At 68.0% G+C, this 20,964-nt stretch carries 18 protein-coding genes; 10 read left to right on the forward strand and 8 right to left on the reverse strand.

Features of this window, described 5'->3' with window-relative positions; all coding sequences use genetic code 11:
• Positions 1-67: 67 nt before the first annotated feature.
• Positions 68-1,279: an alpha-hydroxy-acid oxidizing protein gene (locus ACFWUU_RS10050; RefSeq protein ID WP_380174397.1), complete on the forward strand. Its 1,212-nt coding sequence runs from the start codon at positions 68-70 to the stop codon at positions 1,277-1,279.
• Positions 1,280-1,290: 11 nt separating this feature from the next.
• Here ACFWUU_RS10050 and ACFWUU_RS10055 read toward each other — a convergent pair whose 3' ends face one another.
• From ACFWUU_RS10055 to ACFWUU_RS10065, 3 genes are all read right to left on the reverse strand, one after another.
• Positions 1,291-2,433: a sensor histidine kinase gene (locus ACFWUU_RS10055; protein WP_380174399.1), complete on the reverse strand. Its 1,143-nt coding sequence runs from the start codon at positions 2,431-2,433 to the stop codon at positions 1,291-1,293.
• A 78-nt stretch (positions 2,434-2,511) separates the two neighbouring features.
• A complete protein-coding gene (locus ACFWUU_RS10060) occupies positions 2,512-3,150 on the reverse strand; it encodes an MSMEG_1061 family FMN-dependent PPOX-type flavoprotein (protein WP_137257463.1) in 639 nt (212 codons plus the stop codon).
• Positions 3,150-4,406 carry an MFS transporter gene (locus ACFWUU_RS10065; RefSeq protein WP_380174402.1) on the reverse strand — a complete coding sequence of 419 codons (1,257 nt, stop codon included), beginning with the start codon at positions 4,404-4,406 and terminating at the stop codon, positions 3,150-3,152. The genes ACFWUU_RS10060 and ACFWUU_RS10065 overlap by 1 nt, the downstream gene beginning before the upstream one ends.
• 119 nt (positions 4,407-4,525) lie before the next feature.
• Between ACFWUU_RS10065 and ACFWUU_RS10070 the strand changes: the two genes are divergently transcribed.
• Positions 4,526-5,155 carry a hypothetical protein gene (locus ACFWUU_RS10070; RefSeq protein WP_380174404.1) on the forward strand — a complete coding sequence of 210 codons (630 nt, stop codon included), beginning with the start codon at positions 4,526-4,528 and terminating at the stop codon, positions 5,153-5,155.
• Positions 5,156-5,180: 25 nt separating this feature from the next.
• Here the strand turns inward: ACFWUU_RS10070 and ACFWUU_RS10075 are convergent, their stop codons facing one another.
• The 3 genes from ACFWUU_RS10075 to ACFWUU_RS10085 form a co-directional block, all read right to left on the reverse strand.
• A complete protein-coding gene (locus tag ACFWUU_RS10075) occupies positions 5,181-5,834 on the reverse strand; it encodes an alpha-ketoglutarate-dependent dioxygenase AlkB (RefSeq protein WP_380174407.1) in 654 nt (217 codons plus the stop codon).
• 186 nt (positions 5,835-6,020) lie between these two features.
• Entirely contained in the window at positions 6,021-6,863 is an 843-nt protein-coding gene (locus ACFWUU_RS10080) for an alpha/beta fold hydrolase (protein ID WP_380174409.1), read from the reverse strand.
• A gap of 492 nt (positions 6,864-7,355) precedes the next feature.
• Positions 7,356-8,360 (reverse strand): helix-turn-helix domain-containing protein, encoded by a 1,005-nt coding sequence (locus ACFWUU_RS10085; protein WP_380174411.1) that lies wholly within the window; start codon positions 8,358-8,360, stop codon positions 7,356-7,358.
• Between the two features lie 164 nt (positions 8,361-8,524).
• Here ACFWUU_RS10085 and ACFWUU_RS10090 point away from each other — a divergent pair, with 164 nt between their 5' ends.
• The 3 genes from ACFWUU_RS10090 to ACFWUU_RS10100 all read left to right on the forward strand — a co-directional run bounded on the left by ACFWUU_RS10090 (position 8,525) and on the right by ACFWUU_RS10100 (position 11,059).
• The gene (locus ACFWUU_RS10090) at positions 8,525-9,004 is read left to right on the forward strand and encodes a winged helix-turn-helix transcriptional regulator (protein WP_380174413.1); all 480 of its coding nucleotides are present in this window, start codon (positions 8,525-8,527) and stop codon (positions 9,002-9,004) included.
• A 77-nt stretch (positions 9,005-9,081) separates the two neighbouring features.
• Positions 9,082-9,474: a VOC family protein gene (locus ACFWUU_RS10095; RefSeq protein WP_380174415.1), complete on the forward strand. Its 393-nt coding sequence runs from the start codon at positions 9,082-9,084 to the stop codon at positions 9,472-9,474.
• Positions 9,475-9,499: 25 nt separating this feature from the next.
• On the forward strand, positions 9,500-11,059 hold the full coding sequence (locus tag ACFWUU_RS10100) for an amidohydrolase (protein ID WP_380174417.1): 1,560 nt from the start codon (positions 9,500-9,502) through the stop codon (positions 11,057-11,059).
• Positions 11,060-11,217: 158 nt separating this feature from the next.
• Here ACFWUU_RS10100 and ACFWUU_RS10105 read toward each other — a convergent pair whose 3' ends face one another.
• On the reverse strand, positions 11,218-14,097 hold the full coding sequence (locus ACFWUU_RS10105; RefSeq protein WP_380174419.1) for a S8 family serine peptidase: 2,880 nt from the start codon (positions 14,095-14,097) through the stop codon (positions 11,218-11,220).
• Positions 14,098-14,230: 133 nt separating this feature from the next.
• Here ACFWUU_RS10105 and ACFWUU_RS10110 point away from each other — a divergent pair, with 133 nt between their 5' ends.
• From ACFWUU_RS10110 to ACFWUU_RS10120, 3 genes are all read left to right on the forward strand, one after another.
• Entirely contained in the window at positions 14,231-14,608 is a 378-nt protein-coding gene (locus ACFWUU_RS10110) for a YciI family protein (protein ID WP_380174421.1), read from the forward strand.
• Between the two features lie 10 nt (positions 14,609-14,618).
• Complete coding sequence (locus ACFWUU_RS10115) at positions 14,619-15,416, forward strand: dienelactone hydrolase family protein (RefSeq protein ID WP_380174423.1); 798 nt, start codon at positions 14,619-14,621, stop codon at positions 15,414-15,416.
• Positions 15,417-15,668: 252 nt separating this feature from the next.
• Positions 15,669-16,478: a hypothetical protein gene (locus tag ACFWUU_RS10120; protein ID WP_380174425.1), complete on the forward strand. Its 810-nt coding sequence runs from the start codon at positions 15,669-15,671 to the stop codon at positions 16,476-16,478.
• On the opposite strand, the gene ACFWUU_RS10125 is transcribed toward ACFWUU_RS10120, so the two are convergent.
• A complete protein-coding gene (locus tag ACFWUU_RS10125; RefSeq protein ID WP_380174427.1) occupies positions 16,475-17,968 on the reverse strand; it encodes a lectin in 1,494 nt (497 codons plus the stop codon). The genes ACFWUU_RS10120 and ACFWUU_RS10125 overlap by 4 nt on opposite strands.
• Before the next feature lie 157 nt (positions 17,969-18,125).
• Here ACFWUU_RS10125 and ACFWUU_RS10130 point away from each other — a divergent pair, with 157 nt between their 5' ends.
• Positions 18,126-19,388, forward strand: coding sequence for an ROK family protein (locus ACFWUU_RS10130; protein WP_380174429.1), 1,263 nt, complete (start codon positions 18,126-18,128; stop codon positions 19,386-19,388).
• The gene (locus ACFWUU_RS10135) at positions 19,385-20,887 is read left to right on the forward strand and encodes a sugar ABC transporter ATP-binding protein (RefSeq protein ID WP_380174431.1); all 1,503 of its coding nucleotides are present in this window, start codon (positions 19,385-19,387) and stop codon (positions 20,885-20,887) included. Before ACFWUU_RS10130 ends, ACFWUU_RS10135 begins: the two co-directional genes overlap by 4 nt.
• The last annotated feature ends 77 nt before the right edge of the window (positions 20,888-20,964 follow it).

Below are 20,964 nucleotides of genomic sequence, written 5' to 3' on the forward strand. Positions count from 1 at the left end.
AGCCTACCGGTGTGGTCGGACCACAGGGTAGGGTGTGGTCCGACCACAGATTGAGCCGGGAGTTGTGATGACCGATCGCCAGATGCCCAAATGGTCCGAGCTGAAGCCGCTGCTCCGGCCGAAGCCGATCACGGCGAACCCGACCGAGCGGCGGTTGGAGAAGGCGCTGACGATCGCGGACCTGCGCAGTATCGCGAAACGCCGTACGCCGCGTTCGGTCTTCGACTACACCGACGGCGCCGCCGAGGCCGAGATCAGCCTGCGCCGCGCCCGCCGGCTGTTCGCCGAGATGGAGCTGCAGCCGTCGATCCTGCGTGACGTCTCCGAGATCGACCTCGGTACGTCGATCCTCGGCGGCCGCTCCGAGCTGCCGTTCGCGTTCGCGCCGACCGGCTTCACCCGGATGATGAACCACGAGGGCGAGAGCGCGGTCGTCAAGGTCGCCGAGCAGATCGGCATCCCGTACGCGCTGTCGACAATGGGCACCACCTCGATCGAGGACGTCGCAGCCGCCGCGCCGGATGCGCGCAAGTGGTTCCAGCTGTACGTGTGGAAGGACCGCGACGCCGGCGAGGACCTGGTGAAGCGATCTGCCGCTGCCGGATTCGAGGCGCTGATGCTGACGGTCGACGTACCGGTCGCGGGCGCGCGGCTTCGCGACGTACGCAACGGCTTCACGATCCCGCCATCGCTCACCGCGAAGACTGTGCTGGACGCGTCACTGCATCCGGCCTGGTGGGCCAACCTGCTCACCACCCGGCCGTTGACGTTCGCGTCGCTGTCCACCTGGGACGGCACCGTCGCTGAGCTGCTCGACAAACTCTTCGACCCGACGATGACGATCGACGACCTCAGCTGGCTGCGCTCGATCTGGGACGGCCCGCTGATCGTCAAGGGCATCCAGACCGTCGCAGATGCTCGCCGCGTGGTCGACGCCGGCGCGGACGCGGTCGTGCTGTCCAACCACGGCGGCCGGCAGCTCGACCGGGCGCCGACACCGCTACGCATCCTCCCCGACGTACGGAAGGCCATCGGCAGCGACGCAGAGATCTACCTCGACACCGGCATCATGTCCGGCGCGGACATCGTCGCGGCGATCGCCCTCGGGGCCGACGCCTGCCTGGTCGGCCGCGCGTACCTGTACGGCCTGATGGCCGGCGGTCAGCGCGGTGTCGCCCGCGCCGCCGAGATCCTGACCAAGGAGGTACGCCGCACGATGGCGCTACTCGGCGTGTCCAGCGTGGCCGACCTCAACCCGTCCCACGTCCGCCTGCCGTAGTACGGCGGACACTACAGCGGCAGGGTCGCCGTGATCCTCAGCCCGCCGGAGGGTGTGCGGTTGGCGGTGAGCGAGCCGCCGAGGGCGGTGGCCCGCTCGCGCATGCCGCCGATGCCGTTGCCTTCCGTCGGCGGCGCGCTGAGCGACTGGCCGTTGTCGTCGATCTGCAGCACGAGCGCCTGTTCGCCGTACTGGATCCGGACCGTTGCGGACGTGGCCTTGGCATGGCGTACGACGTTTGTCAGCGACTCCTGGATGATCCGGAACGCGGCGCGGTCGAGTCCGGTCGGTAGTGGACGCGGCTCGCCGTGGACGATGCGGTGCACCTCCAGACCGGCCCGCGACGTACGAGTGACCAGATGATCCAGATGGTCGAGACCGGCGACCGGTTGGCGCGGCGCGGACTCGTCGGACTGGCGCAGGATGCCGACGATCGAGCGCAGCTCCACCAGGGCGTCTTTGCTCGCGTCCTTGATCGCGGAGAGCGCTGGAGCGGCCTGCTCGGGTTGCCGGTCGACGAGGTGCAGCGCGGTGGCGGCCTGGACGTTGATGAGCGAGATGTGGTGCGCCACGACGTCGTGGAGTTCCTGCGCGATCCGCAGCCGCTCCTCACCAGCTCGGCGCAGCTCCTCCTCCTTGCGGGTGCGAGCGGCCGCGTTGACCCGGTCGCGGTGCGCGCGGAACAGTTCGGCCAGGAAGCCGAGGACGACGAAGCAGGTGCCGACCAGGAGGGTCTGGTACAGGCCGAACTCGGTGAGCCCGAACACGAACCGACCGCCGATGTGACCGATGTACAGCGCGGCCAGCGCCGACCAGCCGGACACCCGGTAGCCGAGCCGGATAGTGGTGAACACCGCGATGACGAACGCGAAGATCACCGGACCGTAGGCGTACCCCATCAGCATGTAGACGAGGGTCGACCCGACAGTTGCCCACAGCACCGGCACGGGCCGGGTCCGGAGCCAGTACAGCGAGAGCGATCCGATCAGGATCAGCAGCACCATGAACCAGTCCGGCCGACGGGCATCCGGCTCACCGTGGACCGCCGCGCCGATCGAACCGACCACCGCGATGATCGAGATCACCACGGGCAGGCCGATGCGTCGCGCCCAGTACCCGAAGGCAGGCGCGTCGATCGGCTCAGTAGTGGTCACAGTACGAAACCGTAGAGGGCAGCGGACCGGGTGTCATCGTCGCCACGGAGTACTTCGGCCTGCTCCTCCTGCGGTAGTTCAGTACTTGACCTTGTAGATCTTCTCCTCGTACTGCGGGCCGTAGTACTCGTCGAGCGTCGTCAGCTCCTCGTCCGGACGCTCCAGCGTCTGGGAGATGACCGCTCGGCGCGGGACCGCGTCCGGGTTCCAGGTCTCGGGCTTCCAGAGCTTCGAGCGCATGAACGACTTCGAGCAGTGGTGGAAGATCTGCTCGATCTCGACCAGCAGGGCCAGCTGCGGACGATTGCCCTTGACGATCATGTCGTCGAAGAACGGCGCGTCCTTGACGATCCGGGCTCGGCCGTTGATCCGCAGCGTGTCGGTGCGGCCGGGGACGAAGTAGATCAGGCCGACGTGCGGATTGCTGAGGATGTTCGTGAAACCGTCGACGCGGCGGTTGCCGGCGCGATCCGGGATCGCGATCGTCGAACGGTCCAGGACCTTCGTGAACCCGGCCGGGTCGCCCTTGGGGGAGACGTCGCAGTTGCCGTCGGCGTCGGCGGTGGCGACCAGGCAGAACGGGGAGGCATCGAGCCACTGCAGGTCCAGGTCGTGGAGCTCCTTGCGCTCCTTGGCCGCAGCGGCAGCCATTGGCGACGGGACAAGCTCGCGCAGCTCGTCGTACGACGTGATCTCGACCAGTCCGGGAATCTCCATCAGGCGACGTTCTCCTCTACCAGCGACGGCGTGGCGTCCTCCTTGACGGCCCTCGTCCGCGCAGCCCATCGTACGGCGGGACCAGTTGCGCAACTGGTCCCCAGGAACAGGGCGCCGATGACGATCCAGCCGATCGGACCCCAGCCGAGGATGACCGTGGTGAGCAGCGCGGGACCGAGCATCCTGGCGACCGCGGGGCCGGTGCCGAAGAAGCCTTGGTACTGACCCTGCTTGTCCGCGGGGGCGAGCCCAAAGCTGATCTCCCAGGCGCCGGAGGCCAGTTTCATCTCGCCGAGGGTGAGCAGTGCGGCGGCGATCACCAGGACGACGGCGGTCATCGCGGGGCTCAGGTGGGCGGCGGTGGTGGCGAAGACGCCGCAGGCGGCCAGCATGGCGAGCCCGGCGTACCGGACGGAGCGGGCGGCGGTGCGGAGATCCTTGACCCGCTTGGCGATGTGGACCTGGAAGAACGTGACGCCGAGGGTGTTGACGATCATCAGCGAGGCGACGACCCAGCTCGGTGCGCTGGTCCGGGTGACGATCCACAGCGGGCCGACGAGACTGATCAGCGGCATGAAGAGCAGCATGATCGCGTTGAGCAGCGCGAGAACCGCGTACGGGCGGTCGTGGAGGACGGCGAGGCGCGGTTCGCCCTTCACGCGGATCGTGGTCGAGATGGACGGGACCCGGCGGATCAGAGCGGCAGCGATCAGGAAGCTGAGCGCGTCGATCGCGAAGACGGTCAGGTACGCCGTTTCGGTGTCGAAGCGGAGCGCGATACCGCCGAGGAGCGCGCCGACGGCGAGACCGGCGTTGACCGTGGACTGAAGGAAGGCGCGGATGCGGGTGCGCTCGGCCGGCTGCACCAGGCCCGCGAGGAGTGCTTGGCGGGCCGCGGTGAGCCCGGTCTGGCTGCAGGCGTAGACGACGGCTGCGATCAGGAAGCCCGCGAAGCTCCGGACGAACAGGAAGGCTCCCACGCCGCTGGCTGTCAGAAGGGCCAGGAGTACTGCGGTGCCGCGCGCTCCACGCCGGTCGGCGAGGTTGCCGAGCGGTACGCCGGTCAGGAAGCCGACCAGCCACGCGACCGTCAGCCCGAGGCCGACCTCCGCGGTCGACAGGCCGACCACCCGGGTGAAGAACAACGCCGAGGTGACGACGAACGCGCCGTCGCCGACCGAGTTGGCCAACTGCGCCATCGCCAGGTCCCGCGGCGCTCCGGCCGGGGGAAGCATCTGTCCAAGTCTGCTGCTCATGAGTTGAGCCTAGGTACTCAGCGGCCCAGCAGGCAGGTCCACTCCGGCCGTGGAATGTTGGGCCACTTTTGTCTGTGGACAACCCGGATCGGAGAGTCGAACCACGGCACTTTCTAGGCATGAGCTTCCTCGACCTGACTCTCACCTGGACCGACCACCCACTCACCGCCCCCGACGTCGCCGCCAACGTCGTCGACCTGATGCTCACCCTCGGCGACCGCCACCGCGGCACCTTCTCGATCCTCCTCTGCGACCCCGACGACCACTACCGAGCCACAATCTCCGTCGACCTACCCCAAGACCACCCCTGGCCACCCCACCCCGCCCCACCCGACCGACCGATCCGACGTACGCGGCCCGGCGCCGCCCTCGACCCCAGCGCCGCCCTCGACCCCAGCGCCGCCCTCGATCCCAGCACCGCCCTCGATCCCAGCGCGGCCCCCGATCCCGGCTCGCTCTGCGCGAACGCGCTCCACCCACTCGTCCCCGCCATCCAGACCGCCCCCGACACAGGCGTCATCCTCGCCCTCGGCCGCCCCGGCCCCGCCCGCTCACCCGCCCTGGACAACCAATGGGCCCAAGCCGCCACCACCATCTGCCAAGCCGCCGACCTACGCCTCCTCGGCTTCTACATAGCCACCCGCGACGGCATCTACCAACCACTCACCGACCAACCACTCGCCGGCCGGGCTGCTGTCGGGGAGCCTGCTGTTGATCGCCCGCGTGTCGGGCGACCTTCCGCCGCGTGAGCTGCACCGGCCGTGACGCGTCTTGCTAGCGCACGCCGCGTGGGCGGAACTGGATGCTGATGCGCGGCCCGATCCGACCGGACGCCTTGGGGATCGCATGTTCCCAGGTGCGCTGACACGATCCACCCATCACGATGAGGTCCCCATGTCCCAGCGGATACCGAACCGTTGAACCCACCGGCCCACTCGCCCCACCCGATCCACCCGGCCGCGGCCGGAGCGCGAGCACACGCGGCTCGCCGACCGACAGGATCGCGACCATCGTGTCCTCACGATCCCCGCGCCCGATCCGATCCCCGTGCCAAGCGACGCTGTCCCGCCCGTCCCGGTAGAAGCACAGCCCCGCCGTACGGAAAGGCTCACCCAACTCCTCGGCGTACCGCTCGCTCAACGCATCTCGAGCTTCCTCGAGGATCGGCAGCGGCAGGTCGACGGTCTCGCCGTAGAAGCAGAGCAGTCGCGGTACGTCGACCACGCGGTCGTACATCTGCCGCCGCTCCGCCTGCCACGGCACATCCCGCGCCAGCCGCTCGTACACCTGATCGCCCCCGGTCAACCACCCCGGCAACACGTCAATCCAGGCCCCACGCCCCAACTCGGTCCGCGTCAGCCCGCCCAACGACCCCAACGCCGGATCCGCAAAAGCATCCAGCAACGAGCCCTGGAGATCAGCACCCATACCCCCACCATACCCGACATTCGAACACCTGTTCCCCTGGATCCTCGTGACGACGTCTTCAGGAGGACCTGCTGGAAGCCTCGTCGGCTGTCGACGAGGTCCAGCAGGCCGTTGGGTCCGTTGTCGATCGCATTGGCGATGCGAGCGACATGGTCGTGGATCTGTGTACTGCTCAGCGGTTGGTCGTCACCTGGTCGCGCGCGCGGCGTCGACGATTACGCCGGTCACCGTGTCCGGGTCGGAGATCATCGACAGGTGGGGCGCGTTGACCTTGGTGATGTGCGCGCCGGCGCGGTGCGCCATGATCTGCTGCTCCGCCGGGGGAAGCACCTTGTCCGCCGTACCGATGACGTCCCAGGACGGAATCGTCTTCCACGCCGGAACTCCGGCGAGGGTCTCACTGAGCGTGGTGGCGGTCAGTGGCCGCTGGGCGGCGGCCAGGATGGCTGCCTGCCTGGCCGGGATGCCGCCCGCGAAGAGGCCCGCGAACTGACTCGGCTTGATGTAGACGTCGGCGTTGATGACGTTTCCGCCGGCGTCGTGGATCGGCACCGTGTTGATCGAGCTGTTCGGGTCCAGTTCGGAGCCGGGCTGTGCGGCGGCGAGCGCGCCCAGGCTGTCGCCCTGGTCGGGGATGAAGGCATCCACGTAGACGAGGGCCTTGACGTTGGGGTTGCCGGTGGCAGCGCTGGTGGTCACCATGCCGCCGTAGGAGTGCCCGACCAGCACGACCGGACCGGGGATGGTGGCCAGCAGATCACGCAGGTACTGGGCGTCGGTGGCGAGGCCGCGCAACGGATTTGCCTCGACATCGACGGTGTATCCGGCGCTCTGCAGCTTCGAGGTGACGGCAGACCAGCTCGAGCCGTCGGCCCACGCGCCGTGCACGAGCACGATCGTCGGTTTGGGCTGCGCGTCGTTCTGCGTGGTTTGCGCGCTGCTGGCGGCGGCACTGCCGACGCCCAGCGCGAGCACGCCGGCGGTGAGAGCCGCGACGGCCAGGGGTAATGACTTCTTCGACGTACGCATGCATGTCCTTTGCAGGGGTTCGTAGTCCGCTCAGCGGGCTCGCCGGGCGGGGTTCAGCGGCGGAGCCGAGCTCGGAGGGGAGCTTCAGCAACGCGGCGTGAACGGCTCGGCGTGCGTCCAGAAGGTGGCGTGTGCGCCCGCCCGTCGAGGACACCGTCTGTGGTGTCGGAATCGACGCTAGGGTCCGATGCAGCCGCCGGCCCCGTCGCGCGCGTTAACCTGCACGCCGTGCAGATACCCGTGCACGAATCGTCCACCGCGATCTTCGCGGCGTCCGAGATGACCACAGGGCAGTGGCGAGAACTCGACCAGCCCGCCACCACGTCCGACCGAAGACCGCGCACCTAGCGCGGGCCTAGCGCGGACCCAGCGCGCACCCAGCGCGGACGCAGCGCGGACGCAGCGCGGACGCAGCGCGGACGCAGCGCGCACGGAGCGCGCACGGAGCGCGCACGGAGCGCGCACGTCGGCGGTCGGCGGGCGTTTCAGCGGCTACTCCGGCGCCGGGATCAGGCTCGAGACCCCGGTGGCACCTACCGGATCGCGGTCTCCCAGGGTTCGCCACTCGCGTGGCGAGAGCCCGTAGGCAGCACGGAAGAGGCGGCCGAAGCTGGACGGATCGGTGAATCCCCAACGCCGGGCGACCGTTGCTATCGTCAACGATCGCAACCCGGGCCGGGCAAGGTCTTCGCGGCATCCCTCCAGCCGCTGACTGCGGATCCAGTCACCGAGTGAAATCCCGCCCGCGGCAAGGACGTTGTAAAGGTGCCGCACCGAGATGTGGTGCTCGGCGGCGATCTGGCCCGCGTGCAGCCCGGGGTCGCCCAGATGCGCGCGGACGTACTCCATGATCCGCACCAGCAAAGTCGCGTGCGGTGGTTCCTTCTCCAGCGCACCGGCATCCAGGTGGGTGGTGATCAGCGCACGGACCAGCTCGACACTCGGGTGGCTCACCGCGTCGGCAGCCGGGTGGGTGTAGATGTCCGGGTGGCTTGCCAGCCGATACAGGTAAGGCGCGACCAGATCGGCGATCGGATGTCCGGGGCTGAGAGTCGTGGCGCAGATCTGTCTAATCGCGTCGTGCGGCAGGCGCAGAGCGGCCATGGGGATCCGGAAGAAGTGCTGGCGGATGCCGTCGGTATCGACCAGCGTGTACGGCGCGGTCGAGTCGTAGATGACCAGATCCCGTGGTTTGAGGACCGCTTCCCGGCCACCCTGGACGACCAGGCTCGAACCGGCCAGTTGAAGACCGAGGAAGATGCTCGGCGGAAGCTCGTCCCGGGCCAGGGCCGGGGTCCGCTCCACACTGAGCGCGTTCGAGCGGACCGAACACAACGTCAGTTGTCCGAGCTGACTGATGGCGCCGTACGCAGCCGCAGGCCCAGCCTCGGCCGGGAAGTCGATCTCGACCCGGACTTTCCTGCTGCCGATCGTCTCCCGTACCACCTCGGCGCGATCGGCGGCAGGCACGCTCCGCGTATCAAGAATGTCTGTCATCCCCGCCCACCTTCTATCCGCAGCACCAGCTCATACCCCTCGATCAGGCGGCCGTCTGTCCGACGCGGCGGCAGGCGTCTGTTCGCCTAGCTGACTTTCGTTAATGTCAGTCAGCGTACGGCGCAGGCTGTTGTCGACGCAAGTCAGCCCCTACACTCGCGAACATGACAGATCTGCTCAGCCAGCGGGAGACCTGGTCGATGGCGAACTGCTCGGTCGCTGCTTCGATCGACGTCGTCGGTACGCGTTCGGCGATCCTGATCCTGCGGGAGGCGATCTTCGGTACCCGCCGATTCGAGGACTTTGTCCGCCGGGTCGGGATCGGTGAGCCCGCGGCGGCAGCCAGGCTCAAGGAACTGACCGCCGCCGGACTGCTGGAGCGGGTGCCTTACCGGGAGCCCGGTCAGCGGACACGGCACGAATACCAACTGACCGCCAAGGGAATGGACTTCCAGCCCGTTGTCTATGCCCTGCTCCAATGGGGTTCGAAATGGGAGACGGACGAAGCAGGCCCGCCCTTGCGTGCGACCCACCGTGATTGCGGTGCCGCCGTCGGAGTCCGCATCCGCTGCGACGCGGGCCACGATGTGGATCCAGACGACGTCGCAATCGAGGCAGGGCCGGGGTTGATCACAGTTCCCTGACGGCCGCGGGCTCGTAGTACACCCTCGTCGTAGTTTGGTGACCTCGACGATCCGCGAGCCGACCTGGAGGCCGGGCAATGACCAGTAAGTTCACGGAGCTGGCGATCGACTGTGCCGATCCGTACAGGCTTGCGCAGTTCTGGTGTGCGGTCCTCGGTTACGAGGTGCGGGACGAGGAGGAGGAAGGCGTTGTCACGATCGGGTCGCCGCTGGTGCCTGAAGGCAGGAGCCGGCCCGGGCCTGTGCCGCCGACGTTGACGTTCGCGCGGGTGCCGGAGGGCAAGACGATCAAGAACCGGCTGCATCTGGACCTCAACCCGACCGACACGGATCAGGAAGCCGAGGTACGCCGAGTGCTCGCGCTGGGCGCACGCCCCGCCGACGTAGGCCAGACCGGCGAGGAAAGCTGGGTCACCCTGGCCGACCCCGAGGGCAACGAGTTCTGCATCCTCGCAAGTCGCCAGCCCTGATCGCCCATTGACGGTTGGAGTACGGATGACTCGCATGCTGATCCGGAACGTTGCCGTGCTGGTGGTGCCCGAGCAGGGCGAGTGCCGGGTGGAGGAGGCACAAGACATCCACATCCAGGACAACCTCATCACCGCAATCACCCCAACCACCCCGCCGACCGCGGACGCTGCGCGTGGTGCGAGTGCCGCGGGTGGGCCGGGCGCCATGGGCGGCGCGGGTGACATGGGTGGGCCGGGTGCCGTGGGTGGCGTGGGTGGGCCGGGTGCCGTGGGTGGTGCGGGTGGCGTGGGTGGCGTTGGTGGTGCGGGTGCCGCGGGTGGCGTGGGTGGCGTGGGTGGTGCGGGTGGCGCGGGTGGCGCGGGTGGATCGGGTGGGGAGCTTGGCGTGGGGGAGGTGGAGGTGGTTGATGGGACGGGGCTGGTTGCGGTGCCGGGGTTGGTTAACTCGCATACGCATAGTCCGATGGTGATGATGCGTGGGGCGGCGGAGGATCTTTCGATCGAGGACTGGTTCAACCAGCGGATCTGGCCGATGGAGGTGAACCTGACGCCGGAGCGGGTGCGGGTAGGAGCGCGGCTGGCGTGTGCGGAGATGCTGCTCGCCGGTGTCACCACGTTCGTCGACCATTACTTCCACGCCGACCAGATCGCAGCAGCCGCGATCGAGTCGGGCATCCGCGCCGACCTCGCGCCGACGTACTTCTCCTCCGCAGGCCAGGACGGCATCGACGCAGCCATCGACACGACCCGCGAGCTCAGTCAGCTCCATCCACGCATCACCGCAAGCCTCGGCCCACACGCGACGTACACGGTCTCGGACGATGACCTGAAGCGTACGGCGGAGATTGCGCGGGCGGAGGGTCTCCGCATCCATCTGCACGCCGCGGAGACTGATGAGCAGACCCAAGCGTCTCTGGACAACCACGGCGTCACACCGATACAGGTGCTCGAGAGGACGGGCGTGTTGGACGCTGGCGCGCTGATTGCTCACGGGTGCGGCATCCGTGAGTCCGATCTTCCGATCCTTGAGCGGTACGCCGATCGCACCAGCGTCGCATCCTGCCCGAAGGTCTATCTCAAGCTGGCGATGGGCGAGGTCACGCCGATCAAGGGCCTCCGATCGGCCGGCGTACACGTTGGGGTCGGCACCGACGGAGCCGCTGTGCACAACACGCTCGACGTCTGGGAGGCGATCCGCATGGTCGCCCTGACCCAGAAACAACGCGAGCACGACGCCGAGTGGATGACTCTGTCCGACACTTTCCGCCTCGCCACCCGAGGCAGCGCCGCAGCCGCCGGCCTCGCCGACCAGGTAGGCGTTCTCGAGCCAGGCCGCCAAGCGGACGTCGCCCTCGTCGACCTCAGCGCTCCCCACAACCAACCCGTCCACGATCCACGAGCCGCGCTCGTGTACTCCGTCCGAGCCTCCGACGTCGTCACCGTCCTCGTCGCCGGCAAGGTCGTGGTCCGCGACCGTCACCTCACCACGATGGACGTCCAAGAGGTTCTCGCCGACGCGAGGTCCTTGGCACACACCCTCGTAGACCTCTCGAAGGGCGGCGCGATCCAACACTACGCACCCTGAGCCGCGCCTACCCCAGCCGAAGCGACCAGGGCATGCACGCGACCAGGGCATGCACGCGACCAGAGCATGTACGACGGGAGTGCGCGGGCGGAAGCGGCCGGGGCGTGTACGACGCGAGTGCCCCGGCCGATGCGGCCGGGGCACGCGCGACGCGAGGTTCAGCTGATGGTGACGATCTTGGTTGCGGAGAATGCCTGTGCATGGTCGGCGTCGGCCGGGAACCAGATGCGGTAGGCGATCTGGCCTCGTGTTGCTGGTCTGATGCCGAAGGCGTACTTGCCTGAGGAGGTCAGCTTCAGCGAGGCGAGCGACTTCCAGATCTTGTTGCCGTACTGCTGCAGGTAGACCGACTGGCCGGCGTGTGCCGGAGTGACGTAGCCGCTGATCGCCGTGGTGCTGCCTAGCTTGATCGATGTCGGTGTCATCGTGGCCGAGATCGTCGGCGCTACGTTGACGGTGATGTCCGGTGTGCGCGTCCCCATCAGGTCGGTGTTGCCCGGGAACGTCATCATGAACACCGACGACACCAACGGCTTGTACGCGAAGCTGACCGTCCCGGTGGCCGACGTCTTCAGCGCCGCGAGCAGCGTGAACTTCGGCGAGTTCTTCGGCCGCACGTAGAGGTTGGTCGGCAGACCGGCGTACGCCTTGTTGTCGATCCGGAGCGTGCTTCCGCGCAGCGTGATCGTCCCGCCGTAGTTGATCGACGTCGACGTCGTCGAGATCCCGGTCTTCATGCCGAGCAACTGCGTCGTCGCCATCGGGCTCACCTTGCCGCCGCGATCCTTGACCCAGGCGGCGTACGTGTACGTCACGCCCTGCGCGAGCCCGGTGTCCTTCACCGCAGAACCCGTGCCCGCGTAGACGAGCGTCCCGGTCGTCGACGTAGGTGGTTTGCTCGTCGGGTTCCGCCGCACGATCACCTGGTCGAGGTCGCCCGTCGGCGGCACCTTCCAGCTGAGGTTCGCGGCCAGATAGGCGCCCGTCGCATCAAACGCACCAACAGCAGCCGGCACCTGGTCCACCGTCGAGAACACACTGGTGAACGGCGCGAGCGTCCCACCGTCCCCCTGCACTCCGTTGACCACGATCCGGTACGGCGTGTTGTCGAGCAACGGCACCGTCGGCTTGATCGTGGCCAGTCGGGTCCCGGCGTCGAAGGCGACCGTCGCGCCGACAGCCGTACCGGTCCTGCCGTTCAGCAGCCGGACCGTCGTCGGGTTGACGCTGTCGGCAACGACAGCCCGCGCGAACATCACGACCGGCGTCGTTGTGAGCGGAGCAGCAGCGGACAGATCGTTCGGCTTGACGTCCACGACCGGGTAGGCGGTCCCGCTCGGCGTCGAGCCGGCACCTTCCTCGGAGACGGTCAACGTGTACTTCCGCGTGTCCCTGGACCCGTTGTCGTTGCGCACGGCAATGAAGGTCACGTCGGACGCGCTGACGTTGACCGACGCCGTGAGCGTCGTCGCGGTTGGACAGCCGGTGGCGGGATCGGTCGGCGTGGACGGGTACGGGTTCACCGCGTGCCCCAACGGGAGCAGGCTGCCGTTGTAGACGTCGACGCGGGGACCGAAGTTCACCGAATAGGCACAGCTGAACAGCGGCCCGGTCACCGACACCTTGAGGTTGCGGTTGGTTGCCGACGTCACCTGGTACCAGTCGACGTCGCCCTCGACGCTGATCGTCGAGGTGACCGACTTGGAACCTCCGGCCGGCACCGCCACCGGGAAGGAGCGGGACGGCTGGTCGAGATTGTCCTCGGGGTTGACCGGGAAGTCTGGGGCGAAGCGGCCGCCGAGGGCGGCGTAGGCGTCCACGATCCCGTGGCCGTAGTACGGATCGATGCCGCGCGGACCCGCATCCCGCGCGAGTACCTCGAGCCGCTGGGCGACCTGGGCCGGCGTGAACGACGGCCACTTGTTCTTCACCAGCGCCGCGATCCCTGTCACGATCGGCGCCGAGCAGGAGGTCCCGGTGCAATACCAGTACGGCGAGTACTGCGGCGGAGTCAGGTTCCGCGCGCCGGTGCTGAGAATGTTCCACCCCGGTGCCGCGACGTCGACCCAGTCGCCGTACGAACTGAAGTCGGTCAGCACACCGCCGGCGTTGGTCGCGGCCACGGCGATCGCCTCGGGGTACGCCGCCGGGTACTGCAGCTCGTCGGTGCCACTGTTGCCAGCGGCAACCACAACGGTCACGCCGCCGGCGACGGCGCGCTTGACCGCGTCGTGCAGGATCGGGTTGTCGCCCGGTCCGCCGAGCGACATGTTGATCACCTTCGCGCCGTGAGCAGCCGCCCAGTCGATGCCCTCGGCAATGTCGACGTCGTACCCGCCGCCGTTGGAGTCCAGCACCTTGACCGGCATCGCCTTCACGTTCCAGCCGACGCCGGCAACGCCGACACCGTTGTTCGCCGCGGCGGCGATGATGCCCAGCGTCATGGTGCCGTGGCCGTTGTCGTCGATCGGCCCGCGGTTCGGAGACGTGGCGTTGTAGCCCGCGACCAGGTGCCCGACGAGATCCGGATGGCCGGCGTCGACACCGGTATCGAGGACGGCGACGATCTGGTTGCCGGTCGACTTCGAGAGATCCCAGGCCTGCGGTACCCGGGCAGTGCCGAGGTACGTCTTCTGATCGGTGTTGTAGTACTCGTCGTTCGGGACCGCTGAGATGTAGCGCTTGTAGTTCAGCGAGGCCAGCTCGACGTTCGGGTCGGCCTTCAGCTTCTTCAGCAGGTCGGGCGCGGACAGCTCGCCTTTGATCTTCACGACGTTCGAGGCGATCGAGTCCTCGGTGCTGCCGCCGGCCTTCGCCACGGCGGCCCGTCGCGCCGAGGTCGTTGCCTTGGGCTTGAATTTCACCATCACCGCGTTCGGCTCGAACTCGGCCGCCGCCGACGGGTGGGCGGTGAACGGCGGACGGTACGGCGAAAGCCCGGCAGCCGAACCGGACGAGCCGGTCAGAATGATCAGCGAGCCGGCGATCAGGGCAGCAGGCAGCCCGAGGCGCAGCAAATGAGCAGGGCGGAGACTCACAGGACCCCCCACGGGTCAAAGTGGTAGACGTCCGGAGTATTTCAGACAGTGCAGACCAGAACCCATGTACAAAGCTGCAATCCGGCAACGACGTCCCGTTGAAGCTCCGACGATTCCAACGGAGGGTAAATCCGTGAAGTATCTGCTGCTGATCCGTCCCGACCACGACTATCCCGACGGCGTTCCCGACGAGACGATCCGCAAGACCGAGGCCTGGGTCGCTGACGTGAAGGCGCGCGGCGTCCACCTGACCGGCGGTGCTTTGCAACCGCCGGCGCAGTCGACCGCCGTACGACGCAGCGGCGCCATGGTCGTCACGACCGACGGTCCGTTCGCCGAGTCCAAGGAACAGATGGGCGGTTTCGACCTGATCGAGTGCGACACGCTCGAAGAGGCGATCGAGATCGCGGCCGGTCATCCGGTCACCGAGGTCGGGATGGTCGAGATTCGCCCGATGGTCGAGGAATTCAGATCACTCGGACGACAGGCTGTTGCCGACCGCACACTCTAAGCTGCGGAGCATGACTGTGGACCTGAGCTCCTGGCGGAGGGCGCCGTTCACCGGTGCCGGCCTGACGTACGACTGCTTCGAGAAGGGCCAGGGACCCGGCGTCGTGCTGATCCCGGAGATCCCCGGCCTGAGTCCCGAGGTGGCCGAGTTCGGCGAGCACCTCGTCAATGAGGGCTTCACGGTCGTGATCCCATCACCCTTCGGTACGCCGGGACGCCCGGCCACAATGGGCTACACGCTCGGAACCGTTGCGCGGCTGTGCGTTTCGAAGGAGTTCCGCAGCTTCGCGGTGAACGCCGAGCGGCCGATCACGAAGTACCTGCGTGCCGTCGCGAGGGACCTGGCCGCGCGTACGCCGGGCCGCGGCGTCGGCGTGATCGGCATGTGTTTCACCGGGGGATTCGCCCTCGCAGCCGCCGTCGAGGACGTCGTCAACGCGCCGGTGCTCAGTCAGCCGTCAGTGCCGTTCCCGGTGAGCGCGAGAATGCGTCGCGACCCCGGCTTGTCGCAGGAAGAGTTCGAGGTCGTCAAGGAGCGGACGCGGACCGACGGGCTGTGCGTGCTGGGGCTGCGGTTCAGCGGTGACCGAGCCGCGCCGCCGGAGCGATTCAACACGCTCCGTACGCACCTCGGCGACGCGTTCGAGGTGATCGAGCTCGACTCCTCGCCGGGCAACCCCGACGGGTACGCCAAGGGCGCGCATGCGGTGCTGACGGCCGAGGTTCGCGACAACCCGCCGAATTCGGCCTTCAAGGCCCGCGCCCGGACAGTGGAATTCCTCAAAGAACACCTCACAGCGACCGCCTGACGACAGTCAGTGCGGAAATGTCAAAACCACGTTGAGTAACTCATCCGGTGTGATTCGGTGGCGTTTACGTGGGGGAATCTGCTCATGCCTGGGGGTTGGTGGTTGCGGTCTGCAAGTACGGGGGAGCGGTGGGTGACGCCGTTCGTTTTCCTCTGGTCGTGGGTACCTGAGACATGGCACGATCGGCCACCGAGGGCACAACAGGGGACGCATCGCGTATGGCGGGTGCCAGGCACCGGACAGTGAGGCTGTATGAACGGGCGGACAGCGCAGGAGAGCCGGATACCGGTGAACGGGTCGGCCAACGGGACCAACGGTCACGGTCCGCAACCATCCGCACACCTCGAAGCATCGGCAGCGGATCAGTCCGACGGGCCGACCGGCCGTCGTCCGGAGGCGAAGCCGCTTCCTGAGCCACGTCCTGGCCAGCAGCCGGGCCAGTCGGGCCAGCAGCCCGGCGCGAAGCCACCGACCTGGCAGCCAGGGGAGCAGGTGGCGGAGATCCGGACCGAAGAGCCATCGCGCTCGGACTGGCTGTCCGAGGTACGCGACCGGCCACGGGTGCAGAACGGTACGACGTTGCGTCAGTTCAACACCCCGGTCCGGGTCGACGAGATCGCGGTCGCGGCGATGACGCTGGCCGAGGATCTGCAGGCCGCGACGCAGAGCATGCCCGATTCCAGCGAGCTGCGGCGGTTCCGGCAGGAGCTCGACCAGGCCGCCACCACGTTCCGCGAGATGGCGACCAAGCTCGAGGCAACTGCCGGCAAGCTCGTCCGCCTGGCCGCGAACGAGGGCCAGGTCTGCGGTGTCGGCTGGGGCGTCTGCCCCGAGCACGGCCTGACGCTGATGAACATCGGCGACACCGCGACCTGCCACGTCCTCGGTTGCGGCCGGCAGAACGAGGGCGAGGTCGAGCGCTGCGAGCACCCGGTCGCCTACAAGGTCGTCGACGCGGCCGGACCGGCCCTGCTCACCTGCTCCGGCCACGCCATCGCCTGCCGGATGTACTTCGACAACCCGGTCATCACCGCGACCGCGGACAGCATGGAGCTGTTCTAGGAGATCCGGCAGGACGTCAGCCGGTCGTTCGCGTTCGGGGAGAGCGCGATGAAGTTGGGTGTGTCTGCCGTGCGTGTCCACGTCTGCCCGGTGAAGTTGTCGCCGGCGTAGATCGTCACTGTCCACCCGGACGGCACGCGCACCGACGACGCCCAGTTGTCCTGTACGCCGGCCGCCTGCAACTGCGCGCGGGTGTAGTTGCCCTTGGCAAGCGCTGTGCCGGCCGCGCCGCCGTAATCGACGTGCTCGTAGAAGATCACGCCACCTGAGCCCTGGCTCGGCATTGGAACGGTAGGCCGTGTCGCACTCAACGGTGCCTGGCCCTTGAACATCCGGCCGCCGTCGTTCGTCAGCCGGAGGTAGTAGTCCGACGAGCACGCCGTACCGTCCTCGTCGAGCGCGCGGATGCCCGTGCCGGACGGGACCCACGCGGACGACTCCGCGGTCTTCGCGATCTGGTTGCCCTCGTTGAACTCGTCGAACATCGAGATGTACATGCCCTGCACGCCGACCCGCGTCAAGTTGTAGAACTGCCGCCACATCAGCTCGCCGTGCGCACGGTGCCCGGACTGCAGGTCGCCGGGGATCACACACGGCTGGTAGTCGATCCCGTGAGCGTTGCAGTCGGCCTGGTCCTGCTGGTTCACGTTGTTGTAGTAGTGATCCGCGCCGGCGATGTCACTGATCCGGCCGACCATCCACGGCGACAGCATGTTGAACGCGTGGTACACGTCCAGGTACCCGGGCCGCGAGTCCTCGTTCCCAGGCAGCCAATGCGTCGGCACGCCACCGATCACGTAGCAGCCCTGACCCTTGAACCAGTTGATGACATCGAGGCACACCGACGCCGGAAAGTCCTTGTTCGCCTCGTTGAACCCGAAGCCCCAGATGCACACCACGGGCTTCCCGTTCTGCCGCGCGTACGCCGGTGACGACGTGTAGGCGCTCATCTTCGAGGTCCAGTCGGCCTTCATCTCCGACTGCATGTTCGTCCAGCCGGTCGCGTCGTACATGATGTAGAACTTCCGCCCGTACTGCTCCGCGGCCTGCCGCACCTTCGCGGCCATCGCGTCGCGCGTCGGTCCTTCGCCGCCGGTCGGGTTGAACCGCTGCAGCGCGGCCGTGTCGCAGCCGTTCTGCTGCATCCACTGGAAGTGCGTGTTCACGGTCTGCTGGTCGTACGACGAGAACAGCTTGGCGGGCTGCCCGTTGACGAGGTTCGCGTACGTCGTGCTGAAGTCGCGGACGTCCGGCCAGCTCACGATCGCGGTGTTCGTCGGCGAGGGCGGCTGGCCCCAGTTGTTGCTCCAGTGCCACCACCCGTTGATCGGGGCGCCGTCGCCGGGGCAGGCGAACCAGCCCTGGTATCCGACGGTGATCTTGCCGACCACATCTCCGGGCGGACTGGCGGCGAAGGCGGTCTCGAGTTGAGTGGCGGCGACTGCGGTTGCGGCGGTCGCAGCAAGGAAGGTACGGCGGGAGAGCGTCATGGGGTGCTCCTGGTGGGGGCGGACAGGAGAGTGCGCGGCGAGCGTACAAAGCTGAACAAATTCCTGCAAGAACTCGACTGTTACGAAGTCTTGACGACCCACCCGTGTGAACTTAGTTTGTTGGTTCAACAGACAAAGTCTGCGGAGGGGTGGACAGATGACGCTGACGGACGGCCGCCGCCCGGGCAGCCGGGGCGTTGCCGCCGATCATGTCTCGCTCCGGCGGAACAACCTCTCCGTGGTACTGCGGCATGTCCGCGACCTCGGCCCGCGCTCGCGGGCGCGGATCGCCGACGACACCGGACTGAACAAAGCGACCGTCAGCAGCCTCGTCGCCGAGCTCGTCGAGCGCGGCCTGCTCCGCGAAGGACGGGCCGACTCGAGCCGGGCTCTCGGCCGCCCGGGTCTGCTCGTCGAGCTCGACGGCACCGGGGTGTGCGGCGTCGGGGCCGAGATCAACGTGGACTACCTGGCCGTCGCTGCCCTCGACCTGACCGGCGCGGTCGTGCTCGAGAAGCGCGTCCCGGTCGATGTCGCACACCTCGATCCCAGTACGACGCTGGACCGTTTCGCGGACCTGGTCAAGGAAGCGGTCGCGGCCGTGGAGACGCGCGGCGGACAGTTGGCCGGGGTCACCCTGGCCGTGCCCGGCCTGGTCCAGGGCGAGACCGGAGAGTTGAAGCTCGCGCCGAACCTGGGGTGGGGCGAGCTGTCGGTCGCCCAGGAGATGCGGACGCGGCTCGGCGAGCCGACGTACCCGCTGCACGTCGACAACGAGGCGAACCTGGCGGCGCTGGCGGCGTACGCCGATCTGCGCCAGACCGAGGACGAGCCGGTGCACGATCTCGTGCTGCTGACCGGTGCGGTCGGTGTCGGCGGTGGTGTGGTGGCCGGCGGACAGCTGTTGCGCGGCGGGCACGGGTACAGCGGCGAGGTCGGGCACATGCCGGTCGCACCGCCCGGGCGGACCTGCGGCTGCGGCCGGACCGGCTGCTGGGAGACCGTCGTCGGGCTGACCGCACTGTTGCACAAGGCAACGGACAGGGACGACCCGGTACGGGATCCGTCGCTGGACGTGGAGCAACGGCTGGCCGGGATCACCCGGCGGGCCGAAGCGGGGGAGGCGCGGACGCTGTCCGCCCTGAAGGACGTCGGTACCTGGCTGGGGATTGGGGGAGCGATCCTGGTGAACATCCTGAACCCGGACGTGCTCGTACTCGGTGGCTACTTCGCCGTGCTCGGGCCATGGCTGAAAGAGCCACTGGAGAAGGCGATCCGCGACCGCGTGATCGCACCGAACGGCGGCGGCTGCCGCGTGGTCCGGTCGGAGCTCGGTTTCGCGGCGGCCGTCCGAGGCGGCGCGCAGATCTCGCTCGACCAGGTCTTCGTCGACCCGACCAGAATCGGAGTCGCGCGATGACCGATCTACTGACGATGACCGGCATCGTGAAGGAGTTTCCCGGTGTACGGGCGCTCGACGGTGTCGACCTCGACGTTCGTGCCGGCGAGGTGCACTGCCTGCTCGGGCAGAACGGCGCCGGCAAGTCCACGCTGATCCGGGTGCTGACCGGTGCGCACCAACCGGATGCGGGCTCGATCCAGCTGAACGGCGAGCCGGTCCAGCTGAACAGTCCGACCGCGGCGATCCAGCGCGGGATCGCCGCGATCTACCAAGAACTCGACCTGGTCCCCGACCTGACCGTTGCCGAGAACATCTTTCTCGGCCACGAGCCGGCCCGGTTCGGCTTCAGCCGCACGCATGAGGCGACCGTCCGGGCACGCGAGATCCTGCGTGGCCTCGGACACGCCGAGATCCCCACCCACCGGGCCGTCGGTTTGTTGCCGGCCGCCGGTCAGCAGGTCGTGAGTATGGCCCGGGCGCTGTCCCGTGACGCCCGGCTGATCGTGATGGACGAGCCGTCCGCGGTCCTCGACTCCGAAGAGGTGTCGAACCTGTTCCGGGTGATCCGCGGCCTGACCGAGCGCGGCGTCGCGGTCGTCTACATCTCGCACCGGCTCGAGGAGATTCGCCAGATCGGCAACCGGGTCACGGTCCTGAAGGACGGCGCGACCGTCGCGACCGGACTCGACGCCCGGGAGACCCCGACGAAGGAACTCATCCGGCTGATGACCGGACGCTCGATCGAGTACGTCTTCCCGCCGCGCAACGAGATCCCGGGTACGGCGCCGGTCGTGCTCGAGGTCGACGACCTGACCAGGCCGGGCGAGTTCGCCGGGATCGGCTTCACGGTCCGGGCCGGCGAGATCCTCGGGCTCGCGGGCCTCGTCGGCTCCGGCCGTTCCGAAGTACTCGAGACTGTGTACGGCGCTCGTCGCGCGGCGAGCGGGTCCGTCCGCGTCAACGGCGCCGTCCTGCGGCCGGGCCGGGTGCAGTCGGCCGTCAAGGCCGGGGTCGGGCTCGCCCCGGAGGAACGTAAGAGCCAGGCGCTGCTGATGGACGAAGCGGTGTACAAGAACATCACCGTCTCGACGATGCAGCGGTTCGCCAGCGGGGGATTCCTGAACAACCGGGCCGAGCGGGAGGCAGCGGCCGGCCTGGCCAGGTCGCTGGATCTGCGGCCGGCCGGGGTGGACCATCCGGTCCGCAACCTGTCCGGCGGCAACCAGCAGAAGGTCGTGCTGGCGCGCTGGTTGCTGCGGGACTGCCGGGTGCTGCTGCTCGACGAGCCGACGCGTGGCGTCGACGTCGGCGCGCGCTCGGAGATCTACGCGCTGATCCGCACGCTGGCGGCCAACGGGGTCGCGATCGTGCTGGTCTCCAGCGAGGTCGAGGAAGTGCTCGGTCTGTCGGACCGGGTCGTCGTACTGCGGGAGGGGCGTGCTGTCCACACGGGACCCGCGCAAGCCATCGACGAACACCAGGTCCTGGACCTGGTGATGGAGGGAAGTGCCGTGTGATGAGTGAGGACATCACGACACCAGATACACAGAAACCAGATAGACAGGCACCAGAAACGACAGCGTCTACACAGGCG

The organism is Kribbella sp. NPDC058693 (genome assembly GCF_042715335.1).
GTDB lineage: Bacteria > Actinomycetota > Actinomycetes > Propionibacteriales > Kribbellaceae > Kribbella > Kribbella jiaozuonensis.